We start from the raw sequence: 14,855 nt of genomic DNA, 5'->3' as shown, positions 1-14,855 counted from the left end.
CATTCTCTCTGGGTGGTGAATAAAGGCAATGAACCGTGATATTAAAGAACTGCAGCAGCGAATAGGGATTACATTTCGGAAAAAAGAGCTGCTTCAGCAAGCTTTTACCCATTCTTCTTATGTCAATGAGCACCGTATTGCTGGGCATAAAGATAACGAGCGTCTGGAGTTTCTTGGGGATGCTGTCCTTGAACTAACGGTTTCGGAATTCTTATATGATTCTTATCCAGGGCGTTCAGAAGGTGAATTGACGAAGCTCAGGGCGTCTATCGTTTGTGAGCCGTCACTCGTTACGTTCGCTGAAGATTTGGATTTCGGTGCTTTTGTATTACTCGGTAAAGGAGAGGAGTTAACTGGAGGGCGTTCTCGCCCGGCGCTCCTTGCCGACGTTTTCGAGTCCTTTGTTGGAGCTTTATACCTTGATCAAGGCTTGGATATCGTAAAAGGTTTTCTCAAAAAGCACGTTTTCGCAAAAATCTCCAGTGAAGGTAAGCTGCTGATTATTGATTACAAAACTCTATTGCAGGAGCATACTCAACATCACAACATGGGTTCATTGGAATACCGCATTGTGAATGAACGAGGGCCAGCTCATGAACGTGAGTTTGTAGCTGAAGTGCACATGGATGCCGACCTTCTGGGAACCGGAGCAGGACGTTCCAAGAAAGAAGCGGAACAGCAGGCTGCTGCTGGGGCCTTGTCGAAATTGAATGTGACCGTTCAGCGGTAATGCATATGGCTTAAAGGGGCGGCTGCGGCCGCCTTTTTGTTTTTTTCTCTTATTTTTATAAGGGATATGTTACAATAATTTCTGAGGTGAGACCATGTTTTTGAAACGGATTGAATTATCCGGGTTTAAGTCTTTCGCAGACCGTACGGAACTGGAATTTGTACGCGGTATTACCGCAGTTGTAGGTCCTAACGGCAGTGGAAAAAGCAATATTTCGGACGGTATCCGCTGGGTGTTAGGTGAGCAAAGTGCGAAGTCCTTGCGTGGCGGTAAAATGGAAGATGTTATTTTTGCAGGCAGTGATGCGCGCCGTGCAGTCAATTATGGGGAAGTCTCGCTGACGCTTGATAATACGTCGCAATCGCTTCCACTAGACTTCAATGAAGTGACGGTTACTCGTAGAGTGCATCGCAGTGGGGAAAGTGAGTATTTAATTAATAAGCAGCCCTGCCGCCTGAAAGATATAACGGAATTGTTCATGGACACAGGGATAGGGAAAGAAGCTTATTCCATTATTGGACAAGGTCGTATTGAAGAAATTCTAAGTACGAAATCCGAAGATCGTCGAGGGATCTTTGAAGAAGCTTCGGGGATTGTTAAATATAAATCGCGTAAACGTGAAGCTGAGAAGAAATTGAGTGACACCGAGCAAAATTTGCTGCGGATTCACGACTTGGTTTCTGAGCTTGAGGATCAAATCGAACCGCTTCGCGAGCAGTCTGAGAAGGCGATTCGTTACAAAGAGCTTCGGGAGACGCTCAAAAGCAGTGAGATTGCTATGTATGTACATCAGATTGATCAGATTTACATTTCATGGAATGATTCGAAGCAGCTGCTAGAGAAGCTAGTCAAGGAACAAACAGAGCTTTCGACAATCGTAAATCAACATGATGCGCACTTGGAGAAGCATCGATGGGAAACTCGCAGGTTAGAGGAGGAGCTGGAAAAGCTTCAAGAAAGTTTACTCCAACTAAGTGAAGATTTCGAGAAGTGCGAAGGGCATGGCGAAGTGCTCAAAGAGCGTAATAAGAATTACGTGGCTAATCATCAGCAGCTAAGCACTACTATCGCTCTGCAAGAGCAGCGTAAAATAGATAAAGAAGATGAGCTGAGCCAGCAGCGTGAGAAAATCATTCAAATTGGCGCCCAGCTATTTGAGTTTCAAGCGAAGCTGACCGCGGAAGAACAACGGTTACTTGGGGTTAACGGCGGTATCAGCTCCTCGCCTGAAGATCAGTTGAAGGGCGAATTGCTGGAAACACTGAACCGAATGGCTCAGGCGAGGAACGAGATACGTTACGCTGAGCAGCAAACGGAAAGTATCGGTCGCCGTTTGGAAAGGCTTGATGAAGAACGTCAGAAGTGGGCGGAACAACGAGAGAAGATTTCGATCCGTAAGCAAGAGTTGACGGCTAAATTGGAACAAACGGTTAGTGAAATTGAGAATGAACGACAAAGGTATGTGCAGTTAACCCAAAGCTTGAAAAGTAAGCAAGGGTTGCTCGATGAAGCACAAGGCATGGTCCGTAAATGGGAGCAGAAACTAGATGCGTTGACTTCCCGCCGCGACACGATGAAAGAGATGGCCAACGATTACGATGGCTTCATGCAGGGTGTTAAAGAAGTTCTTAAAGCGAAGAGCCGTAAGGATTTGCGTGGTATTCGCGGGGCCGTAGCCGAGCTTGTTAAGGTGCCTGCAGACGTTGAGATTGCGATTGAGACAGCGCTCGGCGGCGCCTTGCAAAATATCGTTGTCGAGACCGAAGCGGATGGGCGTGAAGCTATTGCCTTCTTGAAGCGCCGTCAAATGGGACGAGCTACGTTCCTGCCTATGAATGTTATACGCGGACGCTCGATTTCTGACAATGAGCTTAGTTCTTTGAAATCTTCTAAAGGTTTTGTCGGCCTTGCTGTTGATCTTGTCTCATTTGAGTCCACCTACCAGAACATCTTCTCAAGCCTGCTTGGGAACGTTGTTGTAGCACAGAGTCTAGAAGATGCGAATCATATTGCTGCTAAAGCACAGTATCGCTATCGGGTTGTGACGCTGGAAGGTGACGTCGTGAACCCTGGCGGTTCGATGACAGGCGGAAGCTTGCAGAAGAAATCAACGAATCTGCTTGGGCGTCAACGTCAAATTGAGGAGCTGGATCAGGAGATCAAAACTTCTGAGCAGCAGCTCAGCGGTTTGCGCAGCCAATCCAGCGTGATGAAGCGCGAGATTACGGATGATATGATGACGATTGAACAGCTCCGTCAGCAGGGTGAACAAAAACGTATCACCGAGCAGCAAATTCGAGCAGAATTGAATCCACTTGAGTCTGAAAGCCGCACGGTTGAAGAACAACTAGCGCTGGATAGTCAAGATCGAGGTTCGCTGCTTCAAGAGCAGGCCGATCTTGGACGGAAGAAAGTCGAGTCCGAAGCAGCGCTGGCTGAACTGCAGGAAGAAGAAGCTTCCTTACAGCAAGCGATTCGCGATGCCGAGCACTCCCGTAAAGCGAGTGAGTCGGAGAAGGAAGAACTGCAAAGCCAGTTGACGGATTTGAAAGTCAAGGTGGCCTCCATTTCGCAAGAGAAACAGTCACTCCAAGATCAGCAGCGACGACTGCAGCAGGATCTCGGCGAAGCTGAGCGGGAAATGGAAATGAACCGCGGTCTCCTTAAGCAATTGGAGCAAGATATGGCAGCGCTTGATCAAGAGACTGTACTACAAGTTGAATTACTTAATGATCTCAAAATCAGGAAGCAGCAATGCTCAGAAAACATTGATTTCAAACGTGCTGAGCGAACGGATTGGTTACATAAGCTCGAGCAAGAAGAGAATGAGACCCGGACGCAACGTATTCAGCTGAAACAGGTTGAAGAGAGTTTGCATCAAACTGAAGTTCGTGTGACTCGATTGGATGTTGAGCTAGAAAACCTGTTGAAGAAGCTAGGGGAAGAATATGAGCTTAGCTATGAGTTAGCAAAAGAGCGCTATCCAGTTCCTGAAGATATCCAAGGTACACAGGGCAAAGTGCGTGAACTTAAACGCGAAATCGCTTCGCTTGGTGATGTGAACCTCGGTGCTATTGAAGAATATGCGCGGGTTTCTGAGCGCTATGAATTTTTAGACTCCCAGAAAAACGATTTGATCGAAGCGAAAACAACGCTTTATCAGGTCATCCGTGAAATGGATCAAGAAATGTCCAAACGATTTAAGACCACCTTTGATGCGATTCGCTCGCACTTTGGCGTTGTATTTGCTAAATTGTTTGGCGGCGGCCGTGCGGATTTGATTCTGTCTGAGCCGGAGAATATGCTGGATACAGGTATTGAGATCGTTGCACAACCGCCTGGCAAAAAGCTCCAAAATCTTCAACTTCTTTCCGGTGGAGAGCGCGCTCTCACAGCGATTGCGCTGCTGTTCTCGATCATCCGCGTTAAACCGGTTCCATTCTGCGTACTAGATGAGGTAGAAGCTGCTTTGGATGAAGCGAACGTATCTCGTTTTGCCGAATACTTGCGTGAGTTCTCTGAAATGACGCAATTTATCGTGGTTACGCACCGTAAGGGGACGATGGAGGAAGCGGATGTGCTGTATGGGGTAACGATGCAAGAGGGCGGTGTTTCCAAGCTCGTTTCCGTTCGTTTAGAGGATGAAGAAGCCGCAATGTCCGCATCATAATTAGGTTGAATGTTATTTTATTAGGAGGAACCATGAGCTTTTTTAAACGATTAAAGGAAAGTATTTCCAACAAGGCCGAAGCGGTCACGAATAAGTTCAAAGAAGGACTTACGAAAACGAGAGACGCCTTCGTCGATCGTGTGGATGATTTATTTAGCCGCCGCAAGAAGATAGATGAAGATTTTTATGAGGAGCTTGAAGAAATTCTAATTGGCGCTGATGTAGGTGTGAATACAGTGCTTAAGCTAATCGATCAGCTTCGTGCTGAAGTAAAAAAACGCAAAATTGAAGATCCCGCGGAGCTGCAACCGATCCTATCCGAAAAGTTGATTGAACTATTAAAAGGTGACGCTGATGCAGGACTGAAGTTAAATCCAAATGGATTATCCGTCATTTTGTTTGTTGGTGTGAATGGCGTTGGGAAGACAACGACAATCGGTAAAATGGCACACATGTTTAAATCTCAAGGAAAAAAAGTGTTAATGGCTGCAGGAGATACATTTCGTGCAGGTGCAATTGAGCAGTTGGAAACTTGGGGCGAGCGTGTGGGTGTGGATGTGATTAAACAGCATTCAGGCTCCGATCCTGCCGCCGTCATGTTTGATGCGGTGCAGGCAGCGAAAACGCGTGGTGTAGACATCTTATTGTGCGATACAGCAGGTCGTTTGCAAAATAAAGTGAATCTGATGGAGGAATTGAATAAGATCTATCGCGTTATCCAGCGCGAAGTTCCAGATGCTCCTCACGAGGTTATTCTCGTTTTAGATGCTACGACGGGACAAAATGCACTCAGCCAAGCCAAGCTTTTCGGTGACAAAACAGGTCTTACGGGGTTGGTGCTTTCCAAGCTTGACGGTACGGCCAAAGGCGGTATCGTTGTTGCGATCCGTCAAGAGTTATCACTTCCTGTGAAGTTCGTTGGACTCGGTGAGAAAATGGATGATCTTCAGCCTTTTGATTCCGAGCAATTCGTTCATGCCCTCTTTGGCAAATGGATCGGCGAGCAAAAGGAAGAGAATGCTTAATAAATGCTTCTTGTTGCGTGAAAAATTCTCCTCAGCCGTTAGTCGGTTAGAGGAGGATTTTTTTGTTCTTTAACTGACAAGGTCAAATGCTTGACATTCATCTTGGAATTCAGTATGATAGGTTCTGTTGTGCTGCTGTCAAGTGTGCAACCTTTACGGAGGTGGAACATGTCTATCGATCAAATGCTTGAGAAAACGAATCGCGTTAACTTGCTATTTGATTTCTATGAACCGCTGTTGACCGATAAACAAAGAACGTTCCTCCAACTTTATTTTCATGATGATTACTCACTCGGAGAAATCGCTGAGAATTTTGAAATAAGCCGCCAGGCGGTTTATGAACATATTAAACGTGCAGAGTCAACTCTTCAGGATTATGAAAGCAAATTGCAACTGGTACATAAGCACGAACAACGCATGAAGCTGCGTGCGGAATTGGTTCAGGTGCTTGAAGTTTGCGAACCAGAGCTAAAGAGGAAAACGACGGAGCTTTTTGATACAATAGTAGGGATCGATTAAAACATAGAAAGTTCAGAAGCAGGAGGTGAAGCGCATGGCATTTGAAGGATTGGCAAGCCGGTTACAGAACGTTTTCGGTAAGCTGAGAAGCAAAGGTAAGCTGACGGAAGAAGATGTAGGCGAAGCGCTTCGCGAAGTACGATTGGCGCTGCTTGAAGCGGACGTTAACTTTAAAGTAGTCAAAGACTTTATTGCTAAAGTGAAGGAACAATCCATCGGACAAGAAGTATTGAAATCCTTCACACCAGGCATGGTCGTAATCGATATCGTGAACAAAGAGCTAACAGCACTTATGGGCGGTACACAAAGTAAGTTAGTTCGTTCGAATCGACCGCCAACGATCATCATGATGGCAGGCTTGCAAGGGGCAGGTAAGACAACAACCTCTGGTAAGCTAGCGAAAATGCTCCTTAAACAAAACCATAGACCGCTTCTTGTAGCTTGTGACATTTATCGTCCTGCTGCGATCAAACAGCTGCAGGTTCTTGGAGAACAGCTCAATGTTCCGGTATTTTCACTTGGGGATCAAGTGAATCCTGTTGATATTGCTAAAGCAGGACTTCAGCATGCCAAAGATAACGGTAATGATTACGTCATTATCGATACCGCTGGTCGTTTGCACATTGATGAAAATCTGATGGACGAGCTGAAAAATGTTCGAACTGCTGTTGAACCGGATGAAATCTTGCTCGTTGTCGATGCGATGACCGGGCAGGATGCAGTCAATGTTGCAGAAAGCTTCCATCAACAGCTTGAACTTACGGGTGTTGTACTGACCAAGCTGGATGGCGATACCCGCGGTGGCGCGGCATTATCAGTTAAAGCTGTTACAGGTTGCCCAATTAAGTTCGTGGCTAGCGGCGAGAAAATGGATGCTCTAGAACCATTCTTCCCTGATCGTATGGCCTCAAGAATACTTGGTATGGGCGATATGCTTTCCTTGATTGAGAAGGCGCAAGCCGGTATCGACATGGACAAGGCGAAAGAGATGGAGCGCAAAATGCGCAACGCCGAATTCACCTTCGAGGATTTCCTTGATCAAATGGAGCAAGTGAAGAAGATGGGACCACTGGATCAAATTCTTGAAATGCTGCCAGGAGCTAATAAGATCAAGGGCATGAAAGATATGAAGGTTGACGACAAACAAATGGCACGTGTTGAAGCTATCGTGAAGTCGATGACCACCGAAGAGAAACGCAAGCCGGAACTTCTCAATGCGAACCGTCGTAAACGGATTGCTCAGGGCAGCGGCAACTCGGTGCAAGAGGTCAACCGTTTCATCAAGCAGTTTGACGATATGCGCAAAATGATGAAGCAATTTTCCGGCATGATGGGACCTAAAGGTGCCAAAGGAATGAAGAAGCTAGGCAAGGGATTTAAATTCCCCTTTTAAATAAGCATTTTATTCTAAGTAGGAGGTGATTTTTCATGGCAGTACGTATTCGTCTTAAACGTGTAGGCGCTCATAAAGCTCCTTTTTACCGTGTGGTGGTTTCGGATTCCCGTTCCCCGCGTGATGGTCGTTTTATCGAAGAAATCGGTACTTATAACCCAATTGCTGAACCAGCAGCTGTAACTCTTGATGAGGAGAAAGCGCTGAAATGGCTTCAAACTGGCGCTCAACCGTCCGATACAGTTCGCAGCCTGTTCTCAAAAGCAGGTCTGATGACTAAGTTTCACGAGCTGAAATTACAGAAGTAATCTGTTATCTTTCGGAGGGTGGGTTCATGAAGGATCTTATCACCGTTATTGCTAAGGCTCTTGTCGATCATCCGGAAGAAGTACGTGTCGCTGTGGTGGAGAAAGATGACAAGATCGAGTACAGGCTTTCTGTCCACCCCGACGATGTCGGTAAAGTGATTGGTAAGCAAGGCAAGATTGCAAAGTCGCTCCGCACAGTTGTCACGTCGGCAGCAGTGAAAGAGACGAAACGGGTAGCCGTTGAAATCGTTTCATAAGAAACTAGGTTAGGATTTAGTTCCTAACCTTTTTCTTGTATGGTTTTGAAGGTAAATTAATGTGGAGGTTGGGCAAGCGCATATGAGCGAAAAACTTGTGACAGTTGGTCGAATTGTGAATAGCCATGGTATTCGTGGAGAACTAAAAGTGGTTCCGGAAACTGATTTTCCCGAGCGTTTTGATAAAGGAAACGCATTGATTATTGTAGATTCTCAAAATAAGCAAACGCCGGTGACGGTGCAAACCTCCCGCTTACATAAAAATATGTTTATCTTGCAGTTTGACCAATTTTCTAATATTAATGAAGTTGAGAAATTCAAAGGCTCGCTTCTCAAGATTGAAGCTAAGGATCAACAGCCTCTTGAAGAGGGAGAATATTATTACCACGAGATCATTGGCTGTAAGGTGGTTACGGAAGAAGGCCAGGAGTTAGGGCTTGTTTCTGAGGTGTTGACACCGGGAGCTAATGACGTATGGGTTGTTTCTTTGCCGAAAGGCAAACAGTTGCTGCTTCCAGTCATCGATGATGTGATACTCGATGTGGATATTGCCAACAAAACGATTCGTATTCATCTGATGGAAGGATTAATGGAATGAGAATCGATGTATTGACCTTATTTCCGGAAATGTTCGATGGCGTGTTTTCGTCCAGCATTTTAGGGAAAGCGCGTGACAAAGGAATTGTTGCTCTCAACACGGTTAATTTTCGAGATTATTCCAATAATAAACACAATACGGTGGATGATTACCCTTATGGTGGAGGTGGAGGGATGGTTCTTAAGCCAGAGCCGATATTTGCTGCTGTTGAGAATCTGCCCATACATCAAGAAGATGGACAAGACCCGGTGAAGCCGCGAGTGATTCTCATGTGTCCACAAGGGGAGACGTTCACGCAAAAGAAAGCGGAGGAGCTGTCTAATGAACAGCATCTCGTGTTTATTTGTGGTCATTATGAAGGCTATGATGAGCGCATTAGGCAATATCTAGTGACGGATGAGCTGTCCATCGGTGATTATGTATTAACTGGCGGCGAGTTACCCGCTATGGTCGTTATAGACAGCGTCGTGAGGTTGCTGCCTGGAGTGCTCGGCAATGAGATGTCAGCGGTGACAGATTCGTTTTCCACAGGCTTGCTGGAGTATCCCCACTATACGAGGCCTGCTAAGTTTAGAGACTGGGACGTTCCGGAGATGCTGTTATCAGGGCATCATGAAAATGTGAAGCGTTGGCGCCGCAAGGAGTCTCTGTTCCGAACACTAGAACGCCGTCCTGATTTGCTTGAAGGAAGAGAACTATCCAAAGAGGAAAAAGCTTGGGTGGTTGAATGGAACGGTCGGAAACAAGAGGAGTAAGTCCCCCAAAAACTTCTCTATTGAATTTCTTTCCTGTCTATGATAATATATATTCTGTTGTGAATTTTTCAACAGTTCGAGTCTGGTGGTCCTCTACGCATAACAACTAAGAACGACTATGCCAATAAGCGGAATGAACACCTGTGTGGAAGGAGGGAGTCAACTATGAATCTTATTCAAGAGATTACGAAAGAGCAACTCCGTACGGATATTCCTAATTTCCGTCCAGGAGACACACTTAAAGTACACGTAAAAGTTATCGAGGGTACACGTGAGCGTATTCAGCTGTTCGAAGGTGTTGTTATTAAACGCCACGGCGGTGGAATCAGCGAAACGTTTACAGTTCGTAAAATTTCTTACGGTGTGGGTGTGGAAAGAACTTTCCCATTCCATTCTCCGAAGATTGACAAGATTGAAGTGGCTCGCCGTGGTAAAGTTCGTCGTGCGAAACTTTATTATCTGCGTGGTCTTCGTGGTAAAGCAGCAAGAATTAAAGAAATTCGATAAGAAAACGGGGGGCTTGTTCAGGCAAGTCTCCTTTTCATTTTCATGGTACATAATAGATATAAACCAAAACTGGAAAAGAGGCAATCAGTGATGGAACACAATAATCAAGAACAGCCTTACATAGAGCCGGATAAAACGACAGAAACGACTCCCGTTAAAACAGCGAAAAGCGAAACATGGGAATGGATTAAAGCGTTAGTGATCGCGGGTGTGCTCGTGATTATCATTCGTTGGTTCTTGTTCTCTCCTTTTATTGTAGATGGAGATTCCATGCGTCCGAACTTTCAAACAGGTGAACGACTCATCGTCAATAAAATTGTTTATGATATTCGCTCACCCAAACGCGGAGAAGTTATTGTTTTCCATGCACCGGAAGGTAAGGATTACATTAAACGGGTAATTGCTCTTCCAGGTGAGACCGTAAAGGTTACGGGTGACAAAGTGTTCATTAATGGTCAAGAGATTGATCAGCCTTATATCAAGGATGCGATTGAGCAGGCGAAAAAAGAAGGACATGCCTATAATACGTTATCAGATTTTCAAGAGAAAAAAGTGCCAGATGGTGAAATATTCGCAATGGGAGATAACCGTGGTAACTCCAAAGACAGCCGAGCGATTGGCTTCATACCTTACAACAAAATTGTAGGCCGTGCGGAAGTCATTTTTTGGCCAGTGAGCAAAATTAGTTTCATACATTTTTGAGGTGAAGAAGAATGACCATTCAATGGTTTCCCGGTCACATGACCAAGGCTCGAAGACAGATTGAAGAAAAGCTTAAGCTGATTGATGTTGTGATCGAGCTCTTGGATGCCCGCATACCGCTCTCCAGTCGGAACCCGATGGTTGATGAGATTTTGAAAGATAAACCGCGATTGGTACTACTCAATAAGAATGACCTGGCAGATCCGCAGGTAACGGCAGATTGGGTTAAGTATTTTGCTGATCAGGGCCTGCCAGCATTGCCGATTGATGCAGCAACCGGAACGCACGTCAAAGAAATTTTGCCGCGTGTTAAGCAGCTTTGGGCACATAAAATTGAACGGCAGCTTAGCAAAGGGATTAATCCCCGTGCCGTAAGGGCGCTCATTGTAGGTATCCCGAACGTTGGAAAATCGACGCTGATTAATCAGCTGGCAGGTAAGAAGATTGCAGCAACTGGAGATAAGCCTGGTGTTACGAAGGGGCAGCAATGGATTAAAGTTGGAACCGAAATGGACTTGCTCGATACACCAGGTATTTTGTGGCCAAAATTCGAAGACCAAATGGTTGGAATGAGATTGGCAGCAACGGGCGCCATTAAAGAAGAGCTGCTGCATTTAGATGAGATTGCACTCTTTATCGTTAAATACATGGTTCAGAATTATGGGGCTGGTATTCAAGAACGATTTGGGGTTCAAGATCTTCCTGAGGATTTGGACGACATACAAGAAATGGTCAAAGTCATGGAAGCTATCGGTCGTAAGCGTGGAGCGATTGTGAGCGGGGGCAGAGTGGATTTGGACAAAGCCTCTTTAATCATTATTCGTGAGCTTAGGGCAGGCAAGATGGGACGCATTTCTTTGGAGAAGCCCTTAGATAAAGGGTAGTTAGGTTAGTTATTAATGAAGGAAACGGTCACTTTTGGACTCAGCTGATCAAGCGGGTCGGGGGGTGGCTTTTTCTTTTTTACTAGGAGAATGTGAAAAAAATGGGTGTGGCTTGATTAAACACCAATCCTTTATAATGAGGAGATGGAAAGGGGCGAAAGCCATTGTTAGAGCATGAAAAACAACTTTGGGAGCAAGGTTTTACTCTAATCGCGGGTATTGATGAGGTGGGCAGAGGCTGTTTATTTGGGGATGTAGTCGCGGCTGCGGTTATACTTCCGACGGGATATGTACTGGAGGGTGTGGACGACTCCAAAAAACTTTCAGAAAAGAAGCGAGATATCTTCTATGATCAGATCATGACTGAGGCTTTAGCTGTTGGTGTAGGCATTGTGGACGTGGGTAGAATTGAAGCGATCAATATAAAACAGGCGGCCAGGCTTGCTATGAAGCAAGCAGTGGAGCAGTTAAACATAGCACCTGATTTTCTTCTTGTGGATGCGGAGAACATTGATGTGGACATACAACAATCCGCGATCATTCATGGAGATGCACTTAGTCAATCTATTGCGGCCGCATCGATTATTGCGAAGGTTACTCGAGATCGTATGTGTGTGGATTGGGATGAGCAGTTTCCCGAATACGGACTTGCTATACATAAAGGATATGCAACAAAGCACCATAGAGAAATGCTTTTGCGCTATGGTCCTACACCGCTGCATCGGAAATTATTTATACGTAAAGTGATGGCGCAATTGGAAGAGAAAGAGATTGTGCTCGAGTCTGAACAGTTGGAATTAGATCTCATGTAACTTCTTATTGTAACGAAAAGGCAACTAGCCGCCGATAATATACATAAGTGTTTAGGAAGATTTGAGGTGAGCGCCATGAATATTAGTGGTTTAATTCGCAGTTTAGTCGGTGATTTAACAGCATCTGAAAGTAAGGTGCTTGAATTAAAAGTAGGACAAATTGTTAAAGGTGTCGTGCTTCAGTTGCTAAGTGACCAAGAAGCATTGATTAATATTGGCGGTGTGCAGGTGCGGGCCAAATTGGAAACTCCCCTTAAGCAAGGGGATGTTACGATGCTGCAAGTGCAGCCGGAATCTAGTGGGGGTCAAATCCTGCTCAAGCCACTAACGGCGTCAGATGTACAAATTGCAGATGATTCGCTCAGTGAGCTGTTAAAGGCATTCACGATTAAAGATACGGCTGGAAATCGTCAAATGGTACAGCAGATGCAGCAGGAAGGCGTTCCAGTATCAAAGGAGAATGTGAAAGCTTTTGAGGCTGTAATGCGCAGCGTGCCTGAGGGAGTTAATAAGGATGAATGGGCACAGGTAGCTGTACTTGCCTTTAAAAAGGGATTGCCGCTTACAGAGGCGACTGTGGGAGCTTTGAGACAGGTTACCACAGGGCCACCTGTTGGTAAGGTGCTGGAGCAGCTAGAGCAGCAGGCCACTGCTTTGCTTGAGCAAGATCCAGCACACCCGGCGGCGGATACCGCTAAGCAGGTGGTAACGCTGCTCAAGGAGCTGCGTGCTTCCGCCGCAGCTACGTGGCCTGCGCGGCCGCAGGAGGCGTCGGCCGCGGAAGTGGCTGCTGCGCCAGCTGCTCCGCAGGCTGGCGGTAGTGCTAAGGCGGCTCCCGCAGGGGCGCCGCCTGTGGTTTCCTCCGGCAGCGCGCCTGGGGCCGCTGCCATTACGGCTCCGCCCGCTGCTGCTGCGGGCGCGGAGCTTCCCGCGGCGGCGGCGCCGCGCGCGGAGACCGCTTCCGCCGACTCGGCGCAGCCGGCGGCGGGGCCGCAGGCCGCCCGCACAGCGGGGGCGGCCTCGCCAAAGGCTCAGTCGCACAGCGCTGAGCCTGCAAAAGGCGAACCGCCCGCGGCGGGTTCGCAGGTACAACCAGAGCCGCCTGCGAAGCAGAAGGCGGCGGCAACAGAGGCGCAGCAGCGCAGCGCTGCGGCAGGCGTGCCAGAGGCTGATCCAGAGCCAAACTGGATCAGCCGCATGCTCAAAGCCGTAGGCGTAGAGCACGAGTCTCATCTAGCGGCGAAGCTAGATGAGCGCGCAGACGCTATCCTACGGGGGCGCAACAACACTGACGATCTGCTGCCTAATCTGATCGCCACGGCATCCCAGCAGGACGACTCCGTCAAGCCTGCTGCTGATACACTGAAGAGTCTGCTGCTGCAGCTTACAGCCTCTGATGACACGCCAGCGCCGCTCAAAGAGGCGGCGCAGCAAGCCATTGGGCAAATTACAGGGCAACAGCTCATGTTGACTGGCGACAAGAGCTCTATGTTTGCCCATATGACATTGTTTGTCCCCTTCATGGATGGCACTGGCCAGCAATCTGCCGCCATTCACATCCAATCCCGCAAAGGAAAGCGCGGGGAAGTAGACGCGAGCAATTGTCGATTACTGTTCGACCTGCAAATGAAAGTAATGGGCAATACTTTGCTCGATGTGCACGTCGTTAATAAAATCGTTTCGTTGAACATCCACAATGATCATCCAGCATTAGCTCCTTTAATGGAGGAGTCCAAAGAAGAAATAACAGCAGCCATGAATAAAGCGGGTTATCAATTTATCTCATTAAAATGCTCGCCATATCCGCTGCCGCCTGTTGTGGAGAATGAAGCTTCCAAACAAGGGCCATCTGATGGTAGAGTAGATCTTCGAGCGCTCTATCAGCCAAAAGCCTACAAAGGGGTGGATTTCCGAGCATGACTAAGCATAGGAATGCATCCGAGGAGTCGCAACCGACTCCTCTTAAGAAGGCTGTAGCGTTACGCTACTCACCTGAAGCCCAGAAAGCCCCAACCCTCATTGCGAAAGGGAAAGGGCATATGGCCGAAGCCATTCTTCAGAAAGCCAAGGAGAATGGGATACCCATTCAAGAGGATTCCTCATTGGTTGAAGTGCTGTCTAAGCTGGAGTTGGATCAAGAAATCCCCCCGGAACTGTATCAATTGGTCGCTGAGGTATTAAGTTTTATCTATCGTTCAGATAACCGAATGAGATCGTCGAGGAATAATGGATGACGAAACTTCGTAAAGATGACCGGAAGCAGTTGGGGAAGCTTGGCGAAGAGTTGGCTGAAGTGTTTCTTTGTGAGCGTGATTACCGAATTGTGGAACGTAATTGGCGCTGTCGTACTGGCGAGCTTGATATTATTGCAGAGAAAGCCAATAAGTTAATTTTTGTTGAGGTCAGAACAAGGCGCCCTTCAGGGCGTTTTGGCTCAGCCAAAGAATCCGTCGATTATCGCAAGCAGTTGAAAGTCAAAGAGACGGCACAATTTTACTTGCATCGATTTCAAAAATATGAACAGTCCATTCAATTTGATGTGATCACTGTAGAACTATCCGTGGATGGAGCAGCACCTCATATTGAACACATACAAGGGGCGTTTTGAGTATCGCTTGTCGAGAAGACAACGAGTCAAAAGGCTCTTTTTTTTGAGTAATAACATAAATAGATTGCTGAACGTGGGTGTGCTGTA

General features: G+C 46.7%; 16 protein-coding genes. All 16 read left to right on the top strand.

Translation table 11 applies throughout. From position 1 onward, the window contains the following. Positions 1 to 28 precede the first annotated feature (28 nt). The 16 genes from rnc (at position 29) to AC58U0_RS14215 (ending at position 14,768) form a co-directional block, all read left to right on the top strand. Positions 29 to 730 carry a ribonuclease III gene (gene rnc / locus AC58U0_RS14290; protein ID WP_171688284.1) on the top strand — a complete coding sequence of 234 codons (702 nt, stop codon included), beginning with the start codon at positions 29 to 31 and terminating at the stop codon, positions 728 to 730. Positions 731 to 824: 94 nt separating this feature from the next. Next, entirely contained in the window at positions 825 to 4,400 is a 3,576-nt protein-coding gene (gene smc, locus AC58U0_RS14285; RefSeq protein ID WP_497379622.1) for a chromosome segregation protein SMC, read from the top strand. 32 nt (positions 4,401 to 4,432) lie between these two features. Beyond that, positions 4,433 to 5,425 carry a signal recognition particle-docking protein FtsY gene (gene ftsY / locus AC58U0_RS14280; protein WP_497379621.1) on the top strand — a complete coding sequence of 331 codons (993 nt, stop codon included), beginning with the start codon at positions 4,433 to 4,435 and terminating at the stop codon, positions 5,423 to 5,425. Positions 5,426 to 5,593: 168 nt separating this feature from the next. Then, entirely contained in the window at positions 5,594 to 5,944 is a 351-nt protein-coding gene (locus AC58U0_RS14275) for a putative DNA-binding protein (RefSeq protein ID WP_057301636.1), read from the top strand. Positions 5,945 to 5,978: 34 nt separating this feature from the next. Then, positions 5,979 to 7,337, top strand: a complete 1,359-nt coding sequence (gene ffh / locus AC58U0_RS14270; RefSeq protein WP_057301635.1) for a signal recognition particle protein — start codon at positions 5,979 to 5,981, stop codon at positions 7,335 to 7,337. Positions 7,338 to 7,372: 35 nt separating this feature from the next. Then, complete coding sequence (gene rpsP, locus AC58U0_RS14265; RefSeq protein ID WP_029195333.1) at positions 7,373 to 7,645, top strand: 30S ribosomal protein S16; 273 nt, start codon at positions 7,373 to 7,375, stop codon at positions 7,643 to 7,645. A gap of 26 nt (positions 7,646 to 7,671) precedes the next feature. Beyond that, positions 7,672 to 7,902, top strand: a complete 231-nt coding sequence (locus tag AC58U0_RS14260) for a KH domain-containing protein (RefSeq protein ID WP_047672782.1) — start codon at positions 7,672 to 7,674, stop codon at positions 7,900 to 7,902. 82 nt (positions 7,903 to 7,984) lie between these two features. Further along, positions 7,985 to 8,500 carry a ribosome maturation factor RimM gene (rimM, locus tag AC58U0_RS14255; protein WP_057301634.1) on the top strand — a complete coding sequence of 172 codons (516 nt, stop codon included), beginning with the start codon at positions 7,985 to 7,987 and terminating at the stop codon, positions 8,498 to 8,500. Then, the gene (trmD, locus tag AC58U0_RS14250; protein ID WP_497379620.1) at positions 8,497 to 9,255 is read left to right on the top strand and encodes a tRNA (guanosine(37)-N1)-methyltransferase TrmD; all 759 of its coding nucleotides are present in this window, start codon (positions 8,497 to 8,499) and stop codon (positions 9,253 to 9,255) included. Before rimM ends, trmD begins: the two co-directional genes overlap by 4 nt. 165 nt (positions 9,256 to 9,420) lie before the next feature. Next, a complete protein-coding gene (rplS, locus tag AC58U0_RS14245) occupies positions 9,421 to 9,762 on the top strand; it encodes a 50S ribosomal protein L19 (RefSeq protein ID WP_028558249.1) in 342 nt (113 codons plus the stop codon). A 90-nt stretch (positions 9,763 to 9,852) separates the two neighbouring features. Continuing rightward, positions 9,853 to 10,464, top strand: a complete 612-nt coding sequence (gene lepB, locus AC58U0_RS14240) for a signal peptidase I (protein ID WP_497379619.1) — start codon at positions 9,853 to 9,855, stop codon at positions 10,462 to 10,464. Between the two features lie 11 nt (positions 10,465 to 10,475). Then, positions 10,476 to 11,348, top strand: a complete 873-nt coding sequence (ylqF, locus tag AC58U0_RS14235) for a ribosome biogenesis GTPase YlqF (protein WP_497379618.1) — start codon at positions 10,476 to 10,478, stop codon at positions 11,346 to 11,348. Between the two features lie 164 nt (positions 11,349 to 11,512). Continuing rightward, positions 11,513 to 12,160, top strand: coding sequence for a ribonuclease HII (gene rnhB / locus AC58U0_RS14230; protein ID WP_497379616.1), 648 nt, complete (start codon positions 11,513 to 11,515; stop codon positions 12,158 to 12,160). 75 nt (positions 12,161 to 12,235) lie between these two features. Beyond that, positions 12,236 to 14,080 carry a TP0910 N-terminal domain-containing protein gene (locus AC58U0_RS14225; protein WP_497379720.1) on the top strand — a complete coding sequence of 615 codons (1,845 nt, stop codon included), beginning with the start codon at positions 12,236 to 12,238 and terminating at the stop codon, positions 14,078 to 14,080. Further along, positions 14,077 to 14,394 carry an EscU/YscU/HrcU family type III secretion system export apparatus switch protein gene (locus AC58U0_RS14220; protein ID WP_060645137.1) on the top strand — a complete coding sequence of 106 codons (318 nt, stop codon included), beginning with the start codon at positions 14,077 to 14,079 and terminating at the stop codon, positions 14,392 to 14,394. Before AC58U0_RS14225 ends, AC58U0_RS14220 begins: the two co-directional genes overlap by 4 nt. Continuing rightward, the gene (locus tag AC58U0_RS14215; protein ID WP_497379615.1) at positions 14,391 to 14,768 is read left to right on the top strand and encodes a YraN family protein; all 378 of its coding nucleotides are present in this window, start codon (positions 14,391 to 14,393) and stop codon (positions 14,766 to 14,768) included. Before AC58U0_RS14220 ends, AC58U0_RS14215 begins: the two co-directional genes overlap by 4 nt. Positions 14,769 to 14,855 lie beyond the last annotated feature (87 nt).

It is taken from the genome of Paenibacillus sp. J31P190 (assembly GCF_059692075.1).
Note: the sequence above shows the minus strand (reverse complement) of the source record. Positions and strands in the feature narration are given on the sequence as shown.